General features: G+C 66.5%; 21 protein-coding genes and 1 tRNA gene. 5 read left to right on the plus strand and 17 right to left on the minus strand.

The window, feature by feature from the left end:
• Nucleotides 1–3: 3 nt before the first annotated feature.
• From hisS to HLH29_RS02955, 5 genes are all read right to left on the minus strand, one after another.
• Nucleotides 4–1254, minus strand: a complete 1251-nt coding sequence (gene hisS / locus HLH29_RS02935) for a histidine--tRNA ligase (protein ID WP_182964522.1) — start codon at nt 1252–1254, stop codon at nt 4–6.
• A gap of 109 nt (nt 1255–1363) precedes the next feature.
• The gene (ispG, locus tag HLH29_RS02940) at nt 1364–2506 is read right to left on the minus strand and encodes a flavodoxin-dependent (E)-4-hydroxy-3-methylbut-2-enyl-diphosphate synthase (protein WP_182964523.1); all 1143 of its coding nucleotides are present in this window, start codon (nt 2504–2506) and stop codon (nt 1364–1366) included.
• Nucleotides 2507–2639: 133 nt separating this feature from the next.
• A complete protein-coding gene (locus HLH29_RS02945; RefSeq protein ID WP_338030163.1) occupies nt 2640–3761 on the minus strand; it encodes a helix-turn-helix domain-containing protein in 1122 nt (373 codons plus the stop codon).
• Nucleotides 3758–4819 (minus strand): NAD(P)H-dependent flavin oxidoreductase, encoded by a 1062-nt coding sequence (locus HLH29_RS02950; RefSeq protein WP_338030164.1) that lies wholly within the window; start codon nt 4817–4819, stop codon nt 3758–3760. Before HLH29_RS02950 ends, HLH29_RS02945 begins: the two co-directional genes overlap by 4 nt.
• Nucleotides 4820–4836: 17 nt before the next feature.
• Nucleotides 4837–6090: an aspartate kinase gene (locus tag HLH29_RS02955; protein WP_182964525.1), complete on the minus strand. Its 1254-nt coding sequence runs from the start codon at nt 6088–6090 to the stop codon at nt 4837–4839.
• Between the two features lie 157 nt (nt 6091–6247).
• Between HLH29_RS02955 and ubiG the strand changes: the two genes are divergently transcribed.
• Nucleotides 6248–7003 (plus strand): bifunctional 2-polyprenyl-6-hydroxyphenol methylase/3-demethylubiquinol 3-O-methyltransferase UbiG, encoded by a 756-nt coding sequence (gene ubiG, locus HLH29_RS02960; protein ID WP_182964526.1) that lies wholly within the window; start codon nt 6248–6250, stop codon nt 7001–7003.
• 23 nt (nt 7004–7026) lie between these two features.
• Here the strand turns inward: ubiG and HLH29_RS02965 are convergent, their stop codons facing one another.
• The 5 genes from HLH29_RS02965 to HLH29_RS02985 all read right to left on the minus strand — a co-directional run bounded on the left by HLH29_RS02965 (nt 7027) and on the right by HLH29_RS02985 (nt 10536).
• On the minus strand, nt 7027–8256 hold the full coding sequence (locus tag HLH29_RS02965) for a lactonase family protein (RefSeq protein WP_182964527.1): 1230 nt from the start codon (nt 8254–8256) through the stop codon (nt 7027–7029).
• A gap of 33 nt (nt 8257–8289) precedes the next feature.
• Nucleotides 8290–8652: a DUF2147 domain-containing protein gene (locus HLH29_RS02970; protein ID WP_182964528.1), complete on the minus strand. Its 363-nt coding sequence runs from the start codon at nt 8650–8652 to the stop codon at nt 8290–8292.
• A 335-nt stretch (nt 8653–8987) separates the two neighbouring features.
• Nucleotides 8988–9428 (minus strand): DUF1178 family protein, encoded by a 441-nt coding sequence (locus HLH29_RS02975; RefSeq protein ID WP_182964529.1) that lies wholly within the window; start codon nt 9426–9428, stop codon nt 8988–8990.
• 19 nt (nt 9429–9447) lie between these two features.
• Nucleotides 9448–9708: a glutaredoxin 3 gene (gene grxC, locus HLH29_RS02980; RefSeq protein ID WP_182964530.1), complete on the minus strand. Its 261-nt coding sequence runs from the start codon at nt 9706–9708 to the stop codon at nt 9448–9450.
• A 69-nt stretch (nt 9709–9777) separates the two neighbouring features.
• Nucleotides 9778–10536, minus strand: coding sequence for a ComF family protein (locus tag HLH29_RS02985; protein WP_182964531.1), 759 nt, complete (start codon nt 10534–10536; stop codon nt 9778–9780).
• A gap of 113 nt (nt 10537–10649) precedes the next feature.
• Here HLH29_RS02985 and HLH29_RS02990 point away from each other — a divergent pair, with 113 nt between their 5' ends.
• The gene (locus HLH29_RS02990) at nt 10650–11522 is read left to right on the plus strand and encodes a methyltransferase domain-containing protein (RefSeq protein WP_182964532.1); all 873 of its coding nucleotides are present in this window, start codon (nt 10650–10652) and stop codon (nt 11520–11522) included.
• 55 nt (nt 11523–11577) lie between these two features.
• Here HLH29_RS02990 and moaA read toward each other — a convergent pair whose 3' ends face one another.
• From moaA to HLH29_RS03015, 5 genes are all read right to left on the minus strand, one after another.
• Nucleotides 11578–12594, minus strand: a complete 1017-nt coding sequence (gene moaA, locus HLH29_RS02995) for a GTP 3',8-cyclase MoaA (protein ID WP_182964533.1) — start codon at nt 12592–12594, stop codon at nt 11578–11580.
• 9 nt (nt 12595–12603) lie between these two features.
• Nucleotides 12604–12789: a DUF3553 domain-containing protein gene (locus tag HLH29_RS03000; RefSeq protein WP_182964534.1), complete on the minus strand. Its 186-nt coding sequence runs from the start codon at nt 12787–12789 to the stop codon at nt 12604–12606.
• Between the two features lie 82 nt (nt 12790–12871).
• Complete coding sequence (pgmG, locus tag HLH29_RS03005; protein WP_182964679.1) at nt 12872–14275, minus strand: phosphoglucomutase/phosphomannomutase PgmG; 1404 nt, start codon at nt 14273–14275, stop codon at nt 12872–12874.
• Nucleotides 14276–14277: 2 nt separating this feature from the next.
• Nucleotides 14278–15153: a UTP--glucose-1-phosphate uridylyltransferase GalU gene (gene galU, locus HLH29_RS03010; RefSeq protein ID WP_182964535.1), complete on the minus strand. Its 876-nt coding sequence runs from the start codon at nt 15151–15153 to the stop codon at nt 14278–14280.
• A 315-nt stretch (nt 15154–15468) separates the two neighbouring features.
• A tRNA-Leu gene (locus HLH29_RS03015) sits at nt 15469–15554 on the minus strand.
• Nucleotides 15555–15610: 56 nt separating this feature from the next.
• Here HLH29_RS03015 and lipB point away from each other — a divergent pair.
• Nucleotides 15611–16309 (plus strand): lipoyl(octanoyl) transferase LipB, encoded by a 699-nt coding sequence (gene lipB / locus HLH29_RS03020; RefSeq protein ID WP_182964536.1) that lies wholly within the window; start codon nt 15611–15613, stop codon nt 16307–16309.
• Between the two features lie 19 nt (nt 16310–16328).
• Here the strand turns inward: lipB and HLH29_RS03025 are convergent, their stop codons facing one another.
• Nucleotides 16329–16937 (minus strand): LolA family protein, encoded by a 609-nt coding sequence (locus HLH29_RS03025; RefSeq protein ID WP_182964537.1) that lies wholly within the window; start codon nt 16935–16937, stop codon nt 16329–16331.
• On the minus strand, nt 16934–17275 hold the full coding sequence (locus HLH29_RS03030; RefSeq protein WP_408871936.1) for a BolA family protein: 342 nt from the start codon (nt 17273–17275) through the stop codon (nt 16934–16936). Before HLH29_RS03030 ends, HLH29_RS03025 begins: the two co-directional genes overlap by 4 nt.
• 72 nt (nt 17276–17347) lie before the next feature.
• Between HLH29_RS03030 and HLH29_RS03035 the strand changes: the two genes are divergently transcribed.
• Complete coding sequence (locus HLH29_RS03035; RefSeq protein WP_182964538.1) at nt 17348–17950, plus strand: J domain-containing protein; 603 nt, start codon at nt 17348–17350, stop codon at nt 17948–17950.
• Between the two features lie 169 nt (nt 17951–18119).
• Nucleotides 18120–19154: a cobaltochelatase subunit CobS gene (gene cobS, locus HLH29_RS03040; protein WP_182964539.1), complete on the plus strand. Its 1035-nt coding sequence runs from the start codon at nt 18120–18122 to the stop codon at nt 19152–19154.

The raw sequence follows: 19154 nt of genomic DNA on the forward strand, positions 1-19154 counted from the left end.
GATTTAGCGGCCAGCCGCCCCGGCCAGATAGGGCGCGACCGCGTCCAGCGCCAGCTCGTTCTGCGACCCTTCATCCAGCGCCTTCACCTGCGCCACGCCACGCGCCACTTCGTCATCGCCGATCAGTACCGCATGGGTGGCACCGATCCGGTTCGCCCGCTCCATCCGACGCTTGGCATTGCCGCGATAGGCGATTTCCGCCCGCACGCCATGGGCACGCAGGGCCTGCAACAGCGTCACCGCCGCACCGCTAGCACCTTCGCCCATCGGCACGACCGCCACCGGGCGAGGCGCCGCCGGCGCACTGTCCAGCAGCAGGGCCAGCCGTTCGATCCCCCCGGCCCAGCCGATGGCCGGCGTGCGCGGGCCGCCCATTTCGGCCACCAGCCCATCATAGCGGCCGCCGGCCAGCACCGTGCCCTGGGTGCCCAGCTTCTCGGTCACGAATTCGAAGGTCGTGTGCCCGTAATAATCCAGCCCGCGCACGATGCCAGGATTCTCGCGGAACGGCACGCCCAGCAGATCCAGCGCCGAGCGCAGATCGTCCCAGAAGGTCCGGGCTTCGTCGGTCAGGAAGGCACCGATCAGCGGCGCATCGGCCACCAGCGCCCGGTCCTGCGGCGCCTTGCTGTCGAGGATACGCAGCGGATTGCGCTCCAGCCGGGCGCGGCTGTCGTCGGACAACTGGTCCTTGTATTCTGTGAAATAGGCAATCAGCGCGGCACGCCACGCGGCGCGGCTCTCCGTATCGCCCAGCGTGTTCAGTTCCACCACCGTATCGTCGGCAATGCCCAGCGCCTTCAGGATATCGCGCCCCATCGCGATCACTTCGGCATCGGCCAATGGCTCGGCCGCGCCGATCAGTTCGGCACCGATCTGGTGAAACTGGCGATACCGTCCCTTCTGCGGGCGCTCGTAGCGGAACATCGGCCCGGCATAGAACACTTTCTGCGGCAGGGACTGGGTCAGGCCGTTGGTCACCAGGGCGCGGCACACGCCCGCCGTGCCCTCGGGCCGCAGCGTCAGGGATTCACCGCCCCGGTCCTCGAAGGAGTACATCTCCTTCGACACCACGTCGGACGTATCGCCCAGCGAGCGCGCAAAAACCCGCGTATCCTCGAAAATCGGGGTGGACCATTCATCGAAACCATACAGGCCCGCGATGCGCCGCGCGGTATCGACCACATGGGCATGGCGCCGCTGCCCCTCGCCGATCAGGTCATGGGTACCACGGACGGGTTGCAGGCTGCTCACGGATCGATGTTCCTGTTTCTAAATCTCATATGTGTTCCGTCCCGAACGGGACGGAACACAGTAAAGGACGGCAGGTTTGCGTGCCCGGCCCTGCCGGCCGGGCACGTCCTTACTGGGCGGCGACGACCGCCTCCGCCGCCTTCGCGGCCTCTTCCTCGGCACGAAGGATCTCGGCCTTCTTCTCGACCATCTCCACGATGTGCTCGATCATCGAATCCGCCGCGATCGTATGATCCTGCCGGCCGGCCGCATAGACCATGTGACGACCCGAACCACCGCCGGTCACGCCGATATCGGTCATCAGTGCCTCGCCGGGCCCGTTGACCACGCAGCCGATGATCGACAGCGTCAGCGGCGTCTGGATATGCGCCAGACGATCTTCCAGCGTCTGCACGGTCTGGATCACGTTGAAGCCCTGCCGCGCGCAGGACGGGCAGGAAATGATCTTCACGCCGCGATGGCGCAGGCCGAGGGATTTCAGGATATCCCAGCCGACCAGCACCTCTTCCTCGGGCTCGGCCGACAGGGACACGCGCATCGTGTCGCCCACGCCGGCCCACAGCAGGTTGCCCAGCCCGATCGAGGATTTGACCGTGCCGGCCCGCTTGCTGCCCGCCTCGGTGATGCCGATATGCAGCGGATGGTCGCAGACCTCGGCCAGTTGCTGATAGGCGGCAACGGCCATGAAGACGTCCGACGCCTTCACGCTGATCTTGAACTCGTGGAAATCGTGATCTTCCAGGATCTTGGCGTGCTCCAGCGCGCTTTCGACCAGCGCTTCGGGGTTGGGCTCGCCATATTTTTCCAGAAGATGCTTTTCCAGCGAGCCTGCATTCACGCCGATACGGATCGAGCAGCCATAATCCTTGGCCGCCTTCACCACCTCGCGCACGCGCTCGGGGCTGCCGATATTGCCCGGATTGATGCGCAGGCAGGCCGCGCCGGCCTGTGCGGCCTCGATCGCGCGCTTATAGTGGAAATGGATGTCGGCAACGATCGGCACGTTGACCTCGCGCACGATCTCCGCCAGCGCGGCGGTGCTCTCCTCGTCGGGGCACGACACGCGCACGATATCGACGCCTGCCAGCTCCGCCCGCCGGATCTGCGCGATCGTCGCCTCGGCGTCGGTCGTCAGCGTGTTGGTCATGGTCTGGACGGAAATCGGCGCGTCGCCGCCCACCGCCACCTTGCCGACATGGATCTGCCGCGACTTGCGCCGTTCGATATACTGATAGGGACGATAGCTGCTCATTGTCTGCCCTCCGGATGAGGCGATGATAACATTGTTCTATCCGCCGGCATGACGGCGCGCCGCCTTTCCGTGCATGCTTCCTGCCAAAAACCGTTCGGTTTGGCCAGACCGGCCGCAGCCGGTCCCCGCCCTTTTACTCCCCGCCTTTCGCAGGCACGGGCTGCGGCGCCGGAGGATGCCCCGCGCCGTCCACCCGCTCCGGGGCTACGGCCGGGGCCGGGCGCACCACCGGCGCAGGCGCCGCAGCCACGATGCTGCCGCTGCGAACGGCATCGCGCGTCAGCGGCAGATTGCGGCGCACCGCGCCGTTTCGGCCCAGAGGCTGGGTCGTCACACCATCGGCGCTGACCACCAGCCCGCCGGCATTGCCGACCGTCAGCAGAAGATCGGTCTTGTCCTGCGGCACGGACCAGCTCTCACCAGCTTGCAGGATATGGTCGTAAATCACTGATCCACCAGCAACCCTGACCTGCACCCAGGTCTGGGCCGACGCGGTCAGGACGATCTGCCCGGCAGGCGTGGCAGCCGCTGGGGCCGGGGCCTGAACGGGGGGCTGCGCCGGAGCCGGCGTCACGGCGCCCGGCGCCGTGCCCGGCGCGGCCGGAGACGCGCCCTGCTCGACCTGAATGCCCGGCACCGGCGTGGGCTCCGCGGGAATATCCCCATCGGTGATCGCCGATTTCTCCCGCTCCGGCAGCGGTCGCGGCGGAATGGGCGCACGTTCCGGCGGCAGGACCGAGGCGACCTGCGGCGAGGTCGGCGCCTGGCGCGTCATGCCCGGAATGGCCGAGAAAACGGAGGGAACGGCCTGCGGCGGCGCGGATTGCCCATCGGTCATCCGGTACCAGCCAACATAGGCCAGCACGATGATCACCCCGCCCAGAAGTACCATGACGCCGACCGGCATCGCACCAGTGGATGCCGGGGCCGGAAAGGACAGTTCGGGCTTGTAGTCGATGCTGCCCCGCGCATCGGCCTTGAAGCGCGTGACCACCGCGTCGGCATCCAGGCCGAGCGCCTGCGCATAGGTGCGCAGGAAGCCGAGCGTATAGACATTCCCCGGCAGGTCCTTGACCCGCCCCTCTTCCATCGCCTCGAGAAACGACAGGCGTATCCGCAGCCAGGTCGCGACGTCGGGCAGCGCCCAGCCAAGCTGCTCGCGCCGCGCCCGCAGGGCCGGTCCAACGCCCGGCGCCCCCGTCGGGGCCCTGGCGCCGGAATCGTTCAGCGTCGTCCGGGCGTCCTCGTCACTCACGGCTCACCCGCGGCCTTATCGCGTCGGACCAGGGCATCGACGGCCTGCTCGACCAGCTCGGCGATGATGGCGGCCACAGGCTGAACCGACGTGATCATGCCGACCGACTGGCCGGCCATGACCGAGCCGTTTTCCACGTCGCCCTCGATCACCGCTCGGCGCAGCGAACCCGCCCAGAAATGTTCGATATCGAGCTGGGCCGCTTCCTTGGTCAGTTCCCCGTCCAGATAGCGGCGAATCGTCTCGGCCTGATGGCGCAGGAACGCCCGCCCACCCTCGTTCGACAGGCCCCGCACCGGAATGACCGGGAAACGCTCGTCAAGCTGGACCGACGTCACCGCGTCACGCGCATTGGCACGCACGAAGGCCGCCTTGAAACGCTCATGGGCGATGCTTTCCGCCGAAGCGGCGAAACGCGTGCCGAGCTGCGCGCCGGCCGCACCCTGCTCCAGATAGGACAGGATGGCCTCGCCCCGTCCCAGCCCGCCCGCCACGAAGACGGGAACCGAGCGGATATGGGGCAGCACTTCCTGTGCCAGCACGGTCAGCGACACCGGCCCGATATGCCCGCCGGCCTCCGCTCCCTCGATCACCAGCGCATCGACGCCCATGCGCACCAGCCGCTTGGCCAGGACCAGCGCCGGGGTAAAGGCGATGACCTTCGCCCCGCCATCCTTCAGCGCCCGGATCGCCGGGCCGGGCGGAATCCCGCCGGCCAGCACGACATGCGACACACCGGCCGCAAGGCAGACCTGGACCAGATCGTCCAGGCGCGGATGCATCGTGATCAGGTTGACGCCGAAGGGGCGGCTGGTCAGCGCCTGGGTCGCGGCGATTTCCTCGGCCAGGCGGTCGGGCTCCATCGCCCCGCAGGCCAGCACGCCGAAACCGCCCGCATTGGAAATGGCCGAGACCAGGTTCCGTTCGCTGACCCACGACATGGCGCCACCCAGGATCGCGACCTCGCTCCCCAGGAACTGCGTGCCGGGCGCCCACAGGCGGTCCAGCCGGGCGCGGGCCGCTTCCCGCTGCGTCGCGTCGCCCACAGGCTGCGTCACGAGTATCTCCATCCCCGTCAGGCCGCGTCGAGGCCGTAGGCCGTATGCAGCGCCCGCACGGCCAGTTCGGCATATTCCGCGGCGATCAGCACCGAAACCTTGATTTCGCTGGTCGAGATGACCTGGATATTGATGTTGCGGTCCGACAGGGTACGGAACATCAGGTTCGCCACCCCGGCATGCGAACGCATGCCGATGCCGACGACGCTGATCTTCACCACGTCGTCATCCGTCACCAGCTCGCCGTACTGAATGACATCCCGCGACGCTTCCAGCGACTGGATGGCGCGGGCCAGATCGGTCCTGGACGTGGTGAAGGTCATGTTCGTCAGGCCGTCGGCGCCGGTGCTCTGCACGATCATGTCGACATTCACGTTCGCCGCCGTCAGCGGGCCGAAGATCGCGGCCGCGATCCCGGGACGGTCCGGAATGCGCCGGACCGACAGCTTCGCTTCGTCGCGCGAATAGGCAATGCCGGCGACCAGTTCCTTTTCCACGATCTCGTCCTCATCCACCACTAATGATCCGGGCAGGTTGCCTTCCGACGGGGCCGGGCCATCGACGAAGCTCGACAGCACCTGCACGCGCACCCGTTCCTTCATTGCCAGCTCGACGCTGCGGGTCTGCAGGACTTTCGCCCCGACCGACGCCAGCTCCAGCATTTCCTCATACGTGATCTTATCCAGCTTCCGCGCCCTCGCAACAATGCGCGGGTCGGTCGTGTAGATCCCGTCGACATCGGTATAGATATCACACCGGTCGGCCCCGATGGCAGCCGCAATGGCGACGGCCGAGGTATCGGACCCGCCGCGCCCCAGCGTCGTGATGCGCCCGTCGGCGGCCACGCCCTGAAAGCCGGCAATGATCGGCACCTGGCCGGCCTGCATGCGTTCCACCAGCGCTTCGCCGTCGATCGAGCCGATACGCGCCTTGCCGTGCGCCGCATCGGTGCGCAGCGGGATCTGCCACCCCAGCCAGGACCGGGCCTCGACGCCGATCGTCTGCAGCGCAATGGCCAGCAGGCCGCTGGTGACCTGCTCGCCGGTGGCGACGACCGCGTCATATTCCCGGGCATCGTGCAGCGGCGACAGCGACTGGCAATAGCCGACCAGCTGGTTGGTGACGCCGGACATGGCCGAGACCACCACAGCGACCTCGCATCCCGCCTCGACCTGCTTGCGTACTTTTTCCGCCACCGCGCGAATTCTGTCGAGGTCGGCCACAGAGGTGCCACCGAATTTCATGACGATCCGCGGAGTATGACGGGACATCGAAAGGGCTCTCCAGTTCGGCGCGGGGGCCGTTCCAGCCCGTCTGGGGCCGCTGGGGCATCGGACGGGGCATTGCGGTTATCTGCAAGGCGCGTCACATACCCTTCCCCCGCTGCGCCGTCCAGCGGGAGAAGCCAGATGTGGAGGTGCTGACGCCATGCAGGTCAACGATTCGATCCATTCGGGCGGCCCGTCCGTCGTTCCGGACGAAATCGCCCGCTTCAGCGCCCTGGCCGATCGCTGGTGGGACCCGTCCGGCCCGATGCGGCCCCTGCATGCCATGAACGGCCTGCGCCTGGACTGGGCGAGGCGCCACCTGCCGGCACCGCGCGCCGGGGAATCCGCGCCCGTGACCCGCCTGCTGGATATCGGCTGCGGCGCCGGCCTGGCCAGCGAGGGGCTGGCCCGCATGGGCTATGACGTGCTGGGCCTGGACGCGTCCGAGGCCGCGATCGAGGCCGCGCGCGCCCATGTGCAGGCCCACCCGCTGCCGCCCGGCGCGGGCCGCCTCGCCTATCGCACCGGCAGCGCCGAGGAATTGCGGGCCGAAGGGGCACGCTTCGATGCGATCTCGGCACTCGAGGTGATCGAGCATGTCGCCGACCCCGCCGCCTTCCTGCGCCTGCTGGCCGACATGGTGGAACCAGGCGGCGTCATCATCGTCTCGACCCTCAACCGCACGCTGCGCTCGCTGGCAACGGCAAAGATCGGCGCGGAATACATCCTGCGCCTGTTACCCGTCGGCACCCATGAATGGCGGAAATTCATCACGCCGGCCGAACTCGGCACCTTCGCCGGCCAGGCCGGATTGCGGGTATCGGACATCGCCGGCATGACACCTGGCCTGACCGGCTGGCGCGAAAGCCGCGACCTGGGTGTCAACTATATCGCCAGCCTGGCCGTGCCGGGATAATATCCCGGCTCCGGCGCGTCCGGTTAAAGCTGGAGGAACGCGAAGGTGGTGGGGCTGCCGACGGCGGTGAAGTGCCAGGTGAAATCCAGCGCGCCGGTTTCGGGGTCGACACGGAACGACGTGACAGAATCGCTGCGCTGGTTGGCGCAGAACAGAAACGTGCCGGACGGGTCGAACATCATGGCCCGCCCGTAATCGGCATGCATCCAGACTTCGTCGACCAGGGTCAGCAATCCATCTGGGCCGACACGGAAGACGGCCAGGGAATCCCCTAACCTGTTCGACGCATAGATATACCGGCCGTTGGGTGACAGCAGGATTCCCGCCGCCAGCGTGCTGCCCTGGAAATAGGAGGTGACGGTGCTGACCCGCTGCTGCGGGGTGATCGTGCCGGTCGTGGGATCGAACGCGGCCACGACAATCTTGGAATCCTGTTCGCACAGGATGTACAGCGTCCGCCCATCGTGGCTGAAGGAGAAATGGCGCGGGGCCGATCCGGGCATCAGCGAGAGGAAAGGTTTCGCGGCGGGTTTGAGCTTGCCCGTCGCCAGATCCAGCGTCCAGACATAGACCCGGTCCAGCCCGGCGTCGCAGGCCAGGACGAAATTCCCCGACTGGTCACTGGCCACCATATGCACATGCGGCCCGGAATGGTCGCTGACCGCGAAATTGCCCGGCGGATTGTCCTGTGCCCGTTCCGGCATGCGCGGGCCGGAATTCTGTACGATGTCCGTCGGTTCGCCCAAACTGCCATCCGGACGGATGGGCAGGACGCCCACGCTGCCACCGACATAATTGGCCACCAGGACGTACTGCCCGGAATGATGGACGCTGAGATGGGCCGGCACCGCCCCGCCCGACGACACGACACTCAGCCGGGTCAGTTCGCCCGACAGCCGGTCGACCGCAAACGCGGTGACGCTGCCGTCATTCCTGCCGTTGAAATCGTCGATCTCGCTGAGCGCGTACAGGAAGCGATGGTCGGCGGACAGGGTAATGAAGGACGGGCTGGCAATATCCGTGAAGGTCGAAACCGGTGCCAGCGCGCCGGTCGTCGGGTTCATCTCGAAGAGCGCGATACCCTGCCCATTCCCCGCCCCTCCGGGCGGCGCATGTTTGTTGTAGCCGCCAATATAGCACAATGTCCGCGCCCGGGCCGGGATGGCGGCCCGGGCTGGCCACGATGCGGCAAGGGGAATGCCCGACGCGGCCAGCCCAGTCAGCAGGGCGCGTCGTGAGAGGAATGGGTTCATGTCGCTCACGAATTCAGTTGAGAAAGAGGCGGCTCACGGCATCTGGCAGCGCGCTCCGATCGTGCCGCCATAGCGTGCCCAGGTGTGGGTTTCGCCAAACAGAGGAATGCCCACATAGCCCCTGAGTTTCAGCACACCATCGCGCGGCGACCAGATCTGCGCCTGGTAGACCTTCCCGCTATCGGGATCGAGGATATGCCCGTTCCAGCGTCCGGCATCGTCCGAATCGGGAACGAATCCGGTCAGCATCAGCAGGCCGCATTCCGATGTCCCGTCCTTGGCCTTCGGAATCTCGCCCGTATAACGCATGCCAACCAGCCGGCCGCACAGTTCGCCACCACAGGGCTTGATCTCGAAGACGCCGTCATGCTCCCGCGTTTCCCATTGCCCCAGCACGGGCGACGCGTCGCGCGGGGGGGGGGCCCCCCCCCCCCCCCCCCGCCCCCCCGGCCCCCCCCCCCGGGGGGTTTACCGCCACGCGGCCGCCCGGCCCCCGGGGTCCCCGGCCCCCCCCCGGGGGCGCCGCGGCGGGCGGGGGGCACCCCCCCCCCCCCCGCGACGGCCACGGATTCGACGCCAGAAGGGCCAGCCCCCCCAGGGCCGCCAACAGCCGCAATCCATGACGCCGCCCTTGCGGGAATGGGATCATGCCAGCCCATCGGCTTGTTCTGTCGTGCATGCGTTCCACCTTGCTTCCGGCCCCCGGCTCCGGTCCCCGTCCCTGCGTGCGATCAGCCGTCGGCACGCGGAACCCATGGTATGGCCATGATCTCGACTCCCTCATCGGCCAGGCGATCGCACTCTTCTTCCGATGCCTGCCCGTAGATGCCGCGCTGCTCGGCATCCCCGTGATGGATCTTCAACGCTTCGTCGGCGAATTTATCGCCGACATTCTCGCATCGTTCCTCGACATATTGTCTCAGGCGCTGCATCGCGGCCATCATCGTGGCGGGAACGGCCGCCCCTGCCTCGGGGCGCGGCCGCTCCGCCTCCGGCACGCGGGCCGGCGCGGTCCGCACGGCCGGTGCCATCGGGGCACGCACGACATCGGACGTGCCGCATTGCGGACAGGACAGAAGGTTCCGGCGCGCCTGATCGTCGAACGCGGCACTGCCGGGAAACCAGCCTTCGAATTCATGCCCCACGTCGCACCGCAGCTGATAGCAGATCACGCCGCCCCCCGATGCCCCGTCAGGCCGCCCGCAGCAGCGGATCGAGTTCGCCCCGCTGTTCCAGCGCCATCAAATCGTCGCAGCCGCCGATATGCTGCCCGTTGATGAAGATCTGCGGCACGGTTGTCCGGCCGCCAGACCGCTCCCTGGCCTCCAGCCGCTCGGGCGTGCCGTGCAGGGCCCGGATTTCGGTGAAATGCGCACCCTTCTGCTGCAGCAGGCGCACGGCACGAACGCAATAGGGGCAGCCTGGCTGGGTATAGACTTCGATGCTGGACATTCCGATCCTCGGACAAGGAAAGTAACCGATTTTGAAGACATAGCGCATTTGTGCCCCGGCACTATACCGTTACCCGACAGATGCCCTCCAACCATTCGCGTCGACCCGCGCCGGGTCCGGCGCGCGGGCGGCGACCAGCACGTCCACCGATGCCGCGCCGGCCGCCAGCACGGCCCGCGCACAGGCGCCCAATGTCGCCCCCGTCGTCATCACGTCATCGATCAGGACGATCCGCCGGCCGGCAAGACGATCCCGGCGCGACGGCCGCGCGGCAATCGCCCCCCGCACTATCTCCTGGCGCGCGCCCGCTCCCAGCCGCGCCAGCGCCGGCGTCTTTCGCACGCGAACCAGCGCATCCGGCAGCACCGGCAGGTGCGCGATCCGGCCGATCGCCGCCGCCAGCAGCCCGGCCTGGTTGTAGCGGCGGCGGAACAGTCGGCCCCTGTGCAGCGGCACCGGCACCAGCAGATCGGCCTCACCCAGCAGGTCGCGACCAGCACGCACCATATGCCGCGCCAGCAAGGGGGCCAGGTCCGTGCGATCGGCGTATTTCAAGCGCAGGATCAGGGGGCGCGACCACTCGTCATAGCTCAGCGCCGCCCGGCCCGATCGCCACGGCGGAGGCGTATCGAGGCACGGGGCACAGACGCGGCCCGCGCCACCGGGGGCCGATGCCGCGAAGGGCTGGCCGCACCGCGCGCAGCATGGGTCGGCAATGAAGCGCATCGAGCTGAAGCAGTCCGGGCACAACAGGCCAGCGCGGTCGACCGGCTGGTGACAGGCCGGACAGTCGGGTGGCAGGAGAAGGTCGAGCACACGCCCGGCCATGCGTCGTGGCAAGCCGCCTGCCTCGCCCCGTCCTGATCGGGTTTCCCCCGCATCGCCTATCGTGCCAACCATCACGCAAAGGTGCCATTGGCATCACCGATCCGGAAGGGCACATGCACCCCATGAACGATCCCGTGATTTTCGACCGTGCCGCCGTGCGCCGTCACCGCGATCGCGCCGCCCCGCTGGTGCACAGGGTGGCCCCCGTCCTGCAGGAAGTCGCGGACAGGCTGCTGGACCGGCTGGATGACACGACCTACCGCTTCAGCGCGGCGCTGGATATCGGCGGCCGTGGTGTGGTGGGGCCTCAACTGCGCGCACGTGGGATCGACAGCGTCGTGTCGTGCGACCTCTCCCCGAAGATGGCACAGGTGAACGGCGGAACGGTCCTGTGCGCGGACGAGGAATGGCTGCCCTTCGGCCCCGGTACCTTCGACCTGGTCGTCGCCAACCTATCCCTGCATTGGGTCAACGACCTGCCCGGCGCGCTGGCGCAGATCCGCCATGCGCTGAAGCCCGACGGGCTGTTCCTGGCCAGCATCCCCGTCCTGCCGACCCTGGCAGAACTGCGCCGCGCCCTGACCGAGGCCGAATGCGCGCTGACCGGCGGCGCCGCACCAAGGGTCTCCCCTTTCCCGGACCTGAGGGACTGCGCATCCCTGCTGCAGCGCGCGGGTTTCGCCCTGCCGGTCGCGGATGTGGAGACGCTGACCCTGGCCTATCGCTCATCCATGGCCCTGCTGTGCGACCTGCGTGCGGCTGGCGAGACCAATGCCCTGAGACTGCGCAGCCGGCAGAGTCCGCGCCCCGAACTGTTTCCCGCCGCCCTCGCCAGCCTGACGCCGGAGGCCGACGATGCGCATCTGTCCGTCCCGCTGCGCGTGGCAATCATGACCGGCTGGGCCCCGGCAGACAGCCAACCCCAGCCCCTGCAGCCCGGCGCCTTTTCGATATCGCTTGAGGATGCGATAAAGAAAATTGAATAATCAATTGAATATAAAAAAATAACTGAAGCCGATTGGAGGCACGTCTCCAATCGGACTAACCGCCGGTCACGCTCATATGCCGGCGTATGGCGGCAGGGTCGTCCACCCGCCGTCCGATGACGAAATCATGCCCCTTCGGCTTGCGCAGGATGGCCGACTGCACCAGGCGCAGCAGGTCGGCATCACTGGCCCCGTCCCGCAGGGGCTGCCGCAGGTCCGTTGCCCCTTCGTTCCCCAGGCACGGATAAAGTTGCCCGGTGCAGGACAGCCGCACGCGGTTGCAGCTTTCACAGAAATTATGGGTCATCGGGGTGATCAGCCCCAACCTGCGCCCGGTCTCCCGCACCCGCAGGTAGCGCGCCGGCCCTCCTGTACGCTCAGACAGCGGCTCCAGCGTCCAGCGCCGCGAAAGGTCGGCGCGCACGCTCGACAACGGCAGGTACCGATCGGACCGGTCTTCGCCCGTCTCGCCCATCGGCATGGTCTCGATCAGGCACAGGTCGGCGCCGATTTCGCCGCACCATGCCAACAGCGTGTCGAATTCGTCGTCATTCACCCCGGCCATCGCCACCGTATTGATGCGGATCGCCAGCCCGGCCGCCCGCGCCGCCCGGACACCCGCCAGGGTCTGATCGAGATTGCCGCGCCGGGTTATGCGATGAAATTTTTCAGAATCAAGCGAATCCAGGCTGATATTGACACGCCGTACCCCCGACCGGGCCAGCATGTCGGCATGCTCCGCCAGCCGCGACCCGTTGGTCGTTACGGTCAGTTCGTCCAGATGGCCGTCCCCGCCCGTCCGGTTCAGCCATTGCCCCATCGTCTGGAAAAAACTGCCGATATCCCGCCGCACCAGCGGCTCGCCCCCGGTGACGCGCAGCCGCGTCACGCCACTGCGGATAAAGGCCGCACAGAGCCGCTCCAGTTCCGCATAGGTCAGGATTTCGGCCTTGGGCAGAAACGACATGGTTTCCGCCATGCAGTACACGCAGCGCATGTCGCACCGGTCGGTGACGGAAACCCGCAGATAAGTGACAGTCCGGCCGAGGGAATCGAGGAACGGCGTACCCATGCCCACCCTTCAGGAAATGACCGTCAGCATGACGACCGACGCATCGATCAGCACCTTGCCCTGATCCTCGAAATTGACCGTAACCCGATGGGCAATGGCCGACTGCACCTGGCCCACTCCCCATTCCGGATGATCGGGATGACGAACGAACTGCCCCGGCTCCAGGAACGAACGAAAAGGCAGCGCATCGGTCACGCGACATAAGCCTCCGGAAACCGGCTACCAGGCAGGTTACCAGCCTGCGCCGAGATATTCAAAGGCCGGAGACCCGTCCCACTCAGTGTCCTTCGCCAGCGAAATCGGGCGCCGCCACGCCTGCGCGTTCCAGTTGCGCGGTCAGGGCCGCCTTCAGTCGTTCCAGCCCCTCCTGGGTTGCGCTTTCCGCCCGTGCCACCAGCATGGCCTGGGTGTTGGAGGCCCGCAGCAGCCACCATCCATCCGCGCTGTTCACCCGCACGCCGTCAATCGTCGACATGTCGGCGCCCTCTTCAGCCAACCGCGCTGCAACATCCTCGATCACCAGGAATTTGCGCGCATCGGGACAGTCGAAGCGCAGTTCAGGCGTGCTGACCATCCTGGGCAGAGCCTCGCGCGCCGCAGACAGCGTCGTTTCCATCCGGGCCAACATCCCCAGCACGCGAACCGCCGCATACAGCGCGTCGTCAAACCCGAACCATCTGTCGGCAAAGAAGAAATGACCCGACATCTCGCCGGCCAGAGGCGCGCCGGTTTCCACCATCCTGGACTTGATGGGCGAATGGCCGCTGCGCCACATCAGCGGCTGCCCACCCGCCATGCCCACCTCGCCGAACAGAACCTGACTGGCCTTTACATCGGCAATGACCGTGCTGCCCGGCCGGGCACGCAGCACATCGCGCGCCAGAAGCACCAGAAGCTGGTCACTCCACAGGATCTCGCCCCTGTCGTCCACCACGCCGATCCGGTCGGCATCGCCATCAAAGGCAATGCCGATATCGGCACCCGTATCGCGCACGGTGGCGATCAATTGGGCAAGGTTCCGCGGAATGGTCGGGTCCGGATGATGGGCTGGAAAGCGGCCGTCGATCGCTCCGTTCAGGATCGTATGCTCACCGGGGATCTGCCGCACCAGTTTCGCCAGGACCTCGCCGGCGGCGCCATTGCCATTGTCCCAGACGATCTTCAGCCGGCGCGCGCCGCCATCCCAGTCCTGTGCGAGACGCGCGACATAGGCCTGTCGGATATCGACATCCCGCACGCTGCCAGCACGCTCGGGCACCACGTCACCACGTGCCGCGAGATCCCCCAGCTCCCTGATGCGCGGGCCGAAGAAAGGCTGGCCCGCCAGTATCATCTTGAACCCGTTATGATCGGGCGGATTATGGCTGCCGGTCACCATGATCGCGCCGTCAGCGTCCAGGACGGTCGACGCGAAATACAGCATCGGCGTCGGCCCGAGACCGACGCGCAGCACTTCAACACCCGAGGCGACAGCCCCGCCGACCAGGGCTGCCTCCAGTTCGGGAGAGGATAGCCGGCCATCATAGCCGACCGCGACCGTCCGCCCGCCCCCGCGTGCCACCATGCTGCCGAACGTCCGTCCGATCGCATAGGCATCACGCGGATGCAGGGTCTTTCCGACGATTCCCCTGATATCGTATTCGCGCAGGCTCGTGGAATCGAAGCCATGCGCGAACGCCACCATCACGCGCCGGTATAGTTCTTCAGGAACGCACGCACCGAATCGCCCAGATCGGGCCGATCGATCGACATGGCGATCTGCGCCTCCAGGTAACCCAGCTTGTTGCCGCAGTCGAAACGCTGCCCCTCATAGCGCAGGCCATGGAAGGGAACATGCCCGATCACCTTGGCCATCGCATCGGTCAACTGCACTTCGCCGCCCGCGCCACGCTCCAGCTTGGCCAGATGCGTCATGACGTCGGCCGTCAGGACATAGCGCCCGATGATCGAAAGGTTGGACGGCGCTTCCTCGGGTTTGGGCTTCTCGACCAGTCCCGTCACCTCGACGATGCGGCCATCATCCTTGCCCGTCTTCAGGATACCATAGCGGCTGGTATGCTCGCGCGGCACTTCGGTCACCGCGACGACGTTGCCGCCGGTCTGGTTATAGGCATCCACCAGTTGCTTCAGGCAGGGCACGTTGCTCTTGACCAGATCGTCGGGCAGCAGAATCGCAAACGGGTCGTCACCGATAAAGCTGCGCGCACACCAGATCGCATGACCCAGGCCCAGCGGCTCCTGCTGGCGAACGGCAATCAGCGCGCCGGCGTCGATGCTGCTGGGCGCCAGCGCGTCCAGCGCTTCCTGCTTGTTGCGTTCGCGCAGCGTCGTTTCCAGCTCGAAAGCGACGTCGAAATAATCGATCAGCGAATCCTTGCCCCGGCCGGTAATCAGGCAGAATTCCTCGATACCGGCGGCGCGGGCCTCGTCGATGGCATACTGGATCAGCGGCTTGTCGACGACCGTCAGCATTTCCTTGGGCATGGCCTTGGTCGCCGGGAGGAAACGGGTGCCGAGACCGGCGACCGGAAGCACGGCTTTTCGCAAGGGTTTGATCACAAGCGTTACCTTCGATCCATCGTTGACATTCAGAGCGCTCGAACGCGTCACGAACGGTCGCGGCGCGTTAAAACAACGACCGTGCTCGCATTTCGTTCTAACCTATAAACGGAAAAAAAAGACTTAAGCGAGGCAAAATAAGATGATGGGCTAGAAGGATGGTCCTCCCAGGCTTCTTCGGCCGGCCATCATGCCGCGTGAGATCGCCGTTAAAATGGCACACGCCACCGGGCCACCGACAGGGTGGAGCAGCATTCCGTTTGTTTTGATTTCGGCTGAGAGCCAATCGCATGCCGGCCATGCCGGCATATCGATTGGTGCGGTCGAGAAGACTCGAACTTCCACGGGGTTGCCCCCACAAGCACCTCAAGCTTGCGCGTCTACCATTCCGCCACGACCGCACCGTGACATCGGTTACCGCCTGAGCGATACCGTGTGACGGAAGGCCGTATAGACGATGCAGGTTCGAGGGGCAATGACCGAAAAGACAATTCTGTGGAATTCAAGCCGGGTACCGGTTCCCTACCCCGACGCGATCGCGGGGATGGAGCGACAGGTGGCGGGAATCCGCGATGGCAGCCTGCCCGAGCGGGTCTGGCTGCTGGAACATCCCCCCACCTACACGGCCGGCACATCGGCCCGGCAGGAAGATCTGTTCAATCCATCCGGTTTCCCCACCCATGCCGCCGGCCGGGGCGGGCAATGGACCTATCACGGCCCGGGCCAGCGGGTGGCCTATGTGATGCTGGACCTCACCAGCCAGCAGGGTACGGTCCCACCACGTGATCTACGGGCCTATGTCCATGCGCTGGAGGAATGGCTGATCCGGACATTGCGCCGGTTCGACGTGACGGGCGAACGACGCGCGGACAGAATCGGCGTCTGGGTCGTCGATCCCCTCACCGGGCGCGAGAGCAAGGTCGCGGCCCTGGGCGTCCGGGTCACGCGCTGGACCTGCTGGCATGGCGTGGCGCTGAACGTGGCACCGAACCTGGCCCATTTCGAGGGCATCGTGCCCTGCGGCATCCGCGAGCACGGTGTGACCAGCCTGCACGAACTGGGCCGCGACGTGGACATGGCCACCGTGGACGAGGCGCTGCGCGCCAACTGGCAGGATCTGTTCGGCAGCACCCCGACGCCGATCGGGGATGCCTGACGGCAAAGAGCGCGCCGGGTTACAGCGGCGCGCTCAGTGAAAAGAAATCGGGCGGGAAGTCCGTCCCGGTCCGCACATCGGTCAGATGCAGGCGCGTGCTGTTGCGCCGCGCATCCAGCAGGTCGATCGCGACCAGCGACAATTGCCCGGCGAAATCGGAGAATCCCAGCGTCAACAGGCCCTGCGACGGATTGTCGCTGCGCGCCATCGAGATCTGCAGCACATTGGCACCATGCCGGATCGCGGTAACGACCACCGCGCCCCCCAGATGCACGGGGGTGGCCAGCAACAGCCCCAGCGGCTGGTGCGACAGGTTCATCCGCGTCACCGACTGGCGCTGCGCATCACGAAACACCAGGTGCCCGCCCGCCGCCACCAGCCGCATCGGGTGCGGCGTCCGGTAATCCAGGCGCAGATTGCCCGGTTCGTAGGAAAGCGTGCCTTCCCCAACCCCGCCATCGGGCCAGGTCTGAACAACCTGGGCGGTCAGGCCGCGCGTGGTGTTCAGGTACCGTTCGACCCGCGCGACATCATGCAAGTCCACCGCGCCGGGCGATGCCTGGCAGGCCGCCACGGCCAGGGGCGCGGCCAGGAAAAGCCGGCGCGACAGAATGACGCGACGGCTCATGCGCCCGCGATCCGGGCCTGCTCGGCAGGCGTGCGCAATGTCAGCGACAGCGCATGCAGGCCAGAGGCAAATTCCGGCGCCAGCAGTTCATGCACCAGCCGTGACCGCTGCACGCGCGCCAACCCATCGAACGCGGCGCTGACCACCAGCACATTGAAATGGGTCTCGCCCCCAGCGGGGGCCCCGCGCATCCCCGCATGGTCGGCATGACGGCCGCTGTCATCCTCGATTTCGATCAGGCTGGGGGCCAGTTGCGCGTGGAGCGCCCGGCCGATCCGGTCCACTCTCCTGTCCTCGGCCAGAGGCGGTGCCGCATGCGCATGTTCCGTGCTGTTCACTGTTCCCGTTCCCTCTGCTGACTGACTCTCTTGGCTCTTGCACGAATACGGTTCGAACGCACATAACGCCAGATGATGACCCGAAAGAACACACGTCACCGGGCTTTCGACCCCGATCCGGATGCGCCGGCCCGGTGCTGCGACATGGCCGGATGTGACGAGAATGCCGGCTACCGCGCACCGAAGTCACGCGACGCGCTGAACGAGTATTTCTGGTTCTGTCTGCCCCATGTGCGCGAGTACAATGCACGGTGGGATTATTATAAAGGCATGTCCCCCGGCCAGATCGAGGCCCATATCCGCGATGACGTGTCCTGGAACCGCCCCTCCTGGCGGCTGGGCCAGCGCGCCGCCCGCCTCGGGCCGGACGATTTCATCGACCCGATGGATTTGATGGACGGCGCGCGCCGCCCCGGGCCACGCGCCGGCACCCCGGCCCGCCCCGACATGCCCGAGGCACTGCGCCAGCCGCTGGACATGCTCGGCCTGGACTGGCCGCTGTCGATGGACGAACTGAAGATGCGCTACAAGGACCTGGCACGACGGCATCACCCCGACGCCAATGGCGGCGACCGCCAGTCGGAGGAACTGCTGAAGAGCATCAATGTCGCCTACACCACACTGCGCACCCACCTTGCCTCGGCACGGGAAGCCGACCTGGAACGCACCGCGTAGGCATGGCCTTGCCGGCGATAGCGTCTATAATGGATACGGGAAACGTCGAGAGAACGCCGCAGGCACCAACCGGGCGCCGAAGACAGGAAGCCAGAGACCAGAACAGGATGCGGGACGACGCCACATCACGGCGTGTCCGGACCTCCCAGCCGTGACGGATGCAACCCTTATGAATGACCTCGCCACCCTGACAGCCGGAGCCGTAGACGAGAACGGAGAGGCGCTGCCGCCGATCTCGGCCCTGTCCGGCGCCCCCGACCTGATGGTTTCGGCCCGCGAAATCTTCGGCATCGACAGCGACCTGCAGGTCCCCGCCTTCTCGATCCGCACCGACCATGTGCCCGACGCCGACCCGACCTACCGTTTCGACCACGACACCACGCTGGCGATCCTGGCGGGCTTCGCGTTCAACCGCCGGGTCATGATCCAGGGCTATCACGGTACCGGCAAATCCTCGCATGTCGAACAGGTGGCCTCGCGCCTCAACTGGCCCTGCATCCGCATCAACCTCGACAGCCACATCTCGCGCATCGACCTGATCGGCAAGGACGCGATCGTGCTGCGCGACGGCAAGCAGGTGACGGAATTCCGCGAGGGTCTGCTGCCCTGGGCCCTGCAACGCCCGTGCGCCCTGGTGTTCGACGAATATGATGCCGGCCGCCCCGACGTGATGTTCGTCATCCAGCGCGTGCTGGAAATCGAAGGCCACCTGACGCTGCTGGACCAGAACCGCGTCATCCGCCCTCACCCGTTCTTCCGCCTGTTCGCCACCGCCAACACGGTCGGTCTGGGCGATACGACGGGCCTGTATCACGGCACCCAGCAGATCAATCAGGGCCAGATGGACCGCTGGAACATCGTGACCACCCTGAACTACCTGCCCCACGCCCAGGAAACGGCCATCGTGATGGCCAAGATGGGCGTGGACCCTAACGACGCGCCGGCCCGCAAGCGGATCGAGAGCATGGTGGCCCTGGCCGACCTGACGCGCGCGGGCTTCATCGCCGGGGATATCTCCACCGTCATGTCGCCGCGCACGGTGATCAGCTGGGCGGAGAATTATCGGATCTTCCAGAACCTGGAATTCGCATTCCGGGTCACGTTCCTCAACAAGTGCGACGAGGCGGAGCGGCAGACGGTGGCGGAATATTACCAGCGCTGCTTCAACGTCGACCCCACCGGCACCGCGCCGCGCGCGCGCTGA

The sequence above is a fragment of the Gluconacetobacter tumulicola genome (assembly GCF_014174215.1).
GTDB classification, from domain to species: Bacteria; Pseudomonadota; Alphaproteobacteria; order Acetobacterales; family Acetobacteraceae; genus Gluconacetobacter; species Gluconacetobacter tumulicola.

Bases quoted from the DNA above. Each gene is read 5' to 3' on its own strand.
- cobS (WP_182964539.1), top strand. From the start codon at position 18,120: ATGAATGACCTCGCCACCCTGACAGCCGGAGCCGTAGACGAGAACGGA.
- HLH29_RS02965 (WP_182964527.1), bottom strand. From the start codon at position 8,256: ATGAACCCATTCCTCTCACGACGCGCCCTGCTGACTGGGCTGGCCGCG.
- ispG (WP_182964523.1), bottom strand. From the start codon at position 2,506: ATGAGCAGCTATCGTCCCTATCAGTATATCGAACGGCGCAAGTCGCGG.
- ubiG (WP_182964526.1), top strand. From the start codon at position 6,248: ATGCAGGTCAACGATTCGATCCATTCGGGCGGCCCGTCCGTCGTTCCG.
- HLH29_RS02955 (WP_182964525.1), bottom strand. From the start codon at position 6,090: ATGTCCCGTCATACTCCGCGGATCGTCATGAAATTCGGTGGCACCTCT.
- HLH29_RS03035 (WP_182964538.1), top strand. From the start codon at position 17,348: ATGATGACCCGAAAGAACACACGTCACCGGGCTTTCGACCCCGATCCG.
- lipB (WP_182964536.1), top strand. From the start codon at position 15,611: ATGCAGGTTCGAGGGGCAATGACCGAAAAGACAATTCTGTGGAATTCA.
- HLH29_RS03025 (WP_182964537.1), bottom strand. From the start codon at position 16,937: ATGAGCCGTCGCGTCATTCTGTCGCGCCGGCTTTTCCTGGCCGCGCCC.
- HLH29_RS02985 (WP_182964531.1), bottom strand. From the start codon at position 10,536: ATGGCCGGGCGTGTGCTCGACCTTCTCCTGCCACCCGACTGTCCGGCC.
- HLH29_RS02990 (WP_182964532.1), top strand. From the start codon at position 10,650: ATGCACCCCATGAACGATCCCGTGATTTTCGACCGTGCCGCCGTGCGC.
- grxC (WP_182964530.1), bottom strand. From the start codon at position 9,708: ATGTCCAGCATCGAAGTCTATACCCAGCCAGGCTGCCCCTATTGCGTT.
- moaA (WP_182964533.1), bottom strand. From the start codon at position 12,594: ATGGGTACGCCGTTCCTCGATTCCCTCGGCCGGACTGTCACTTATCTG.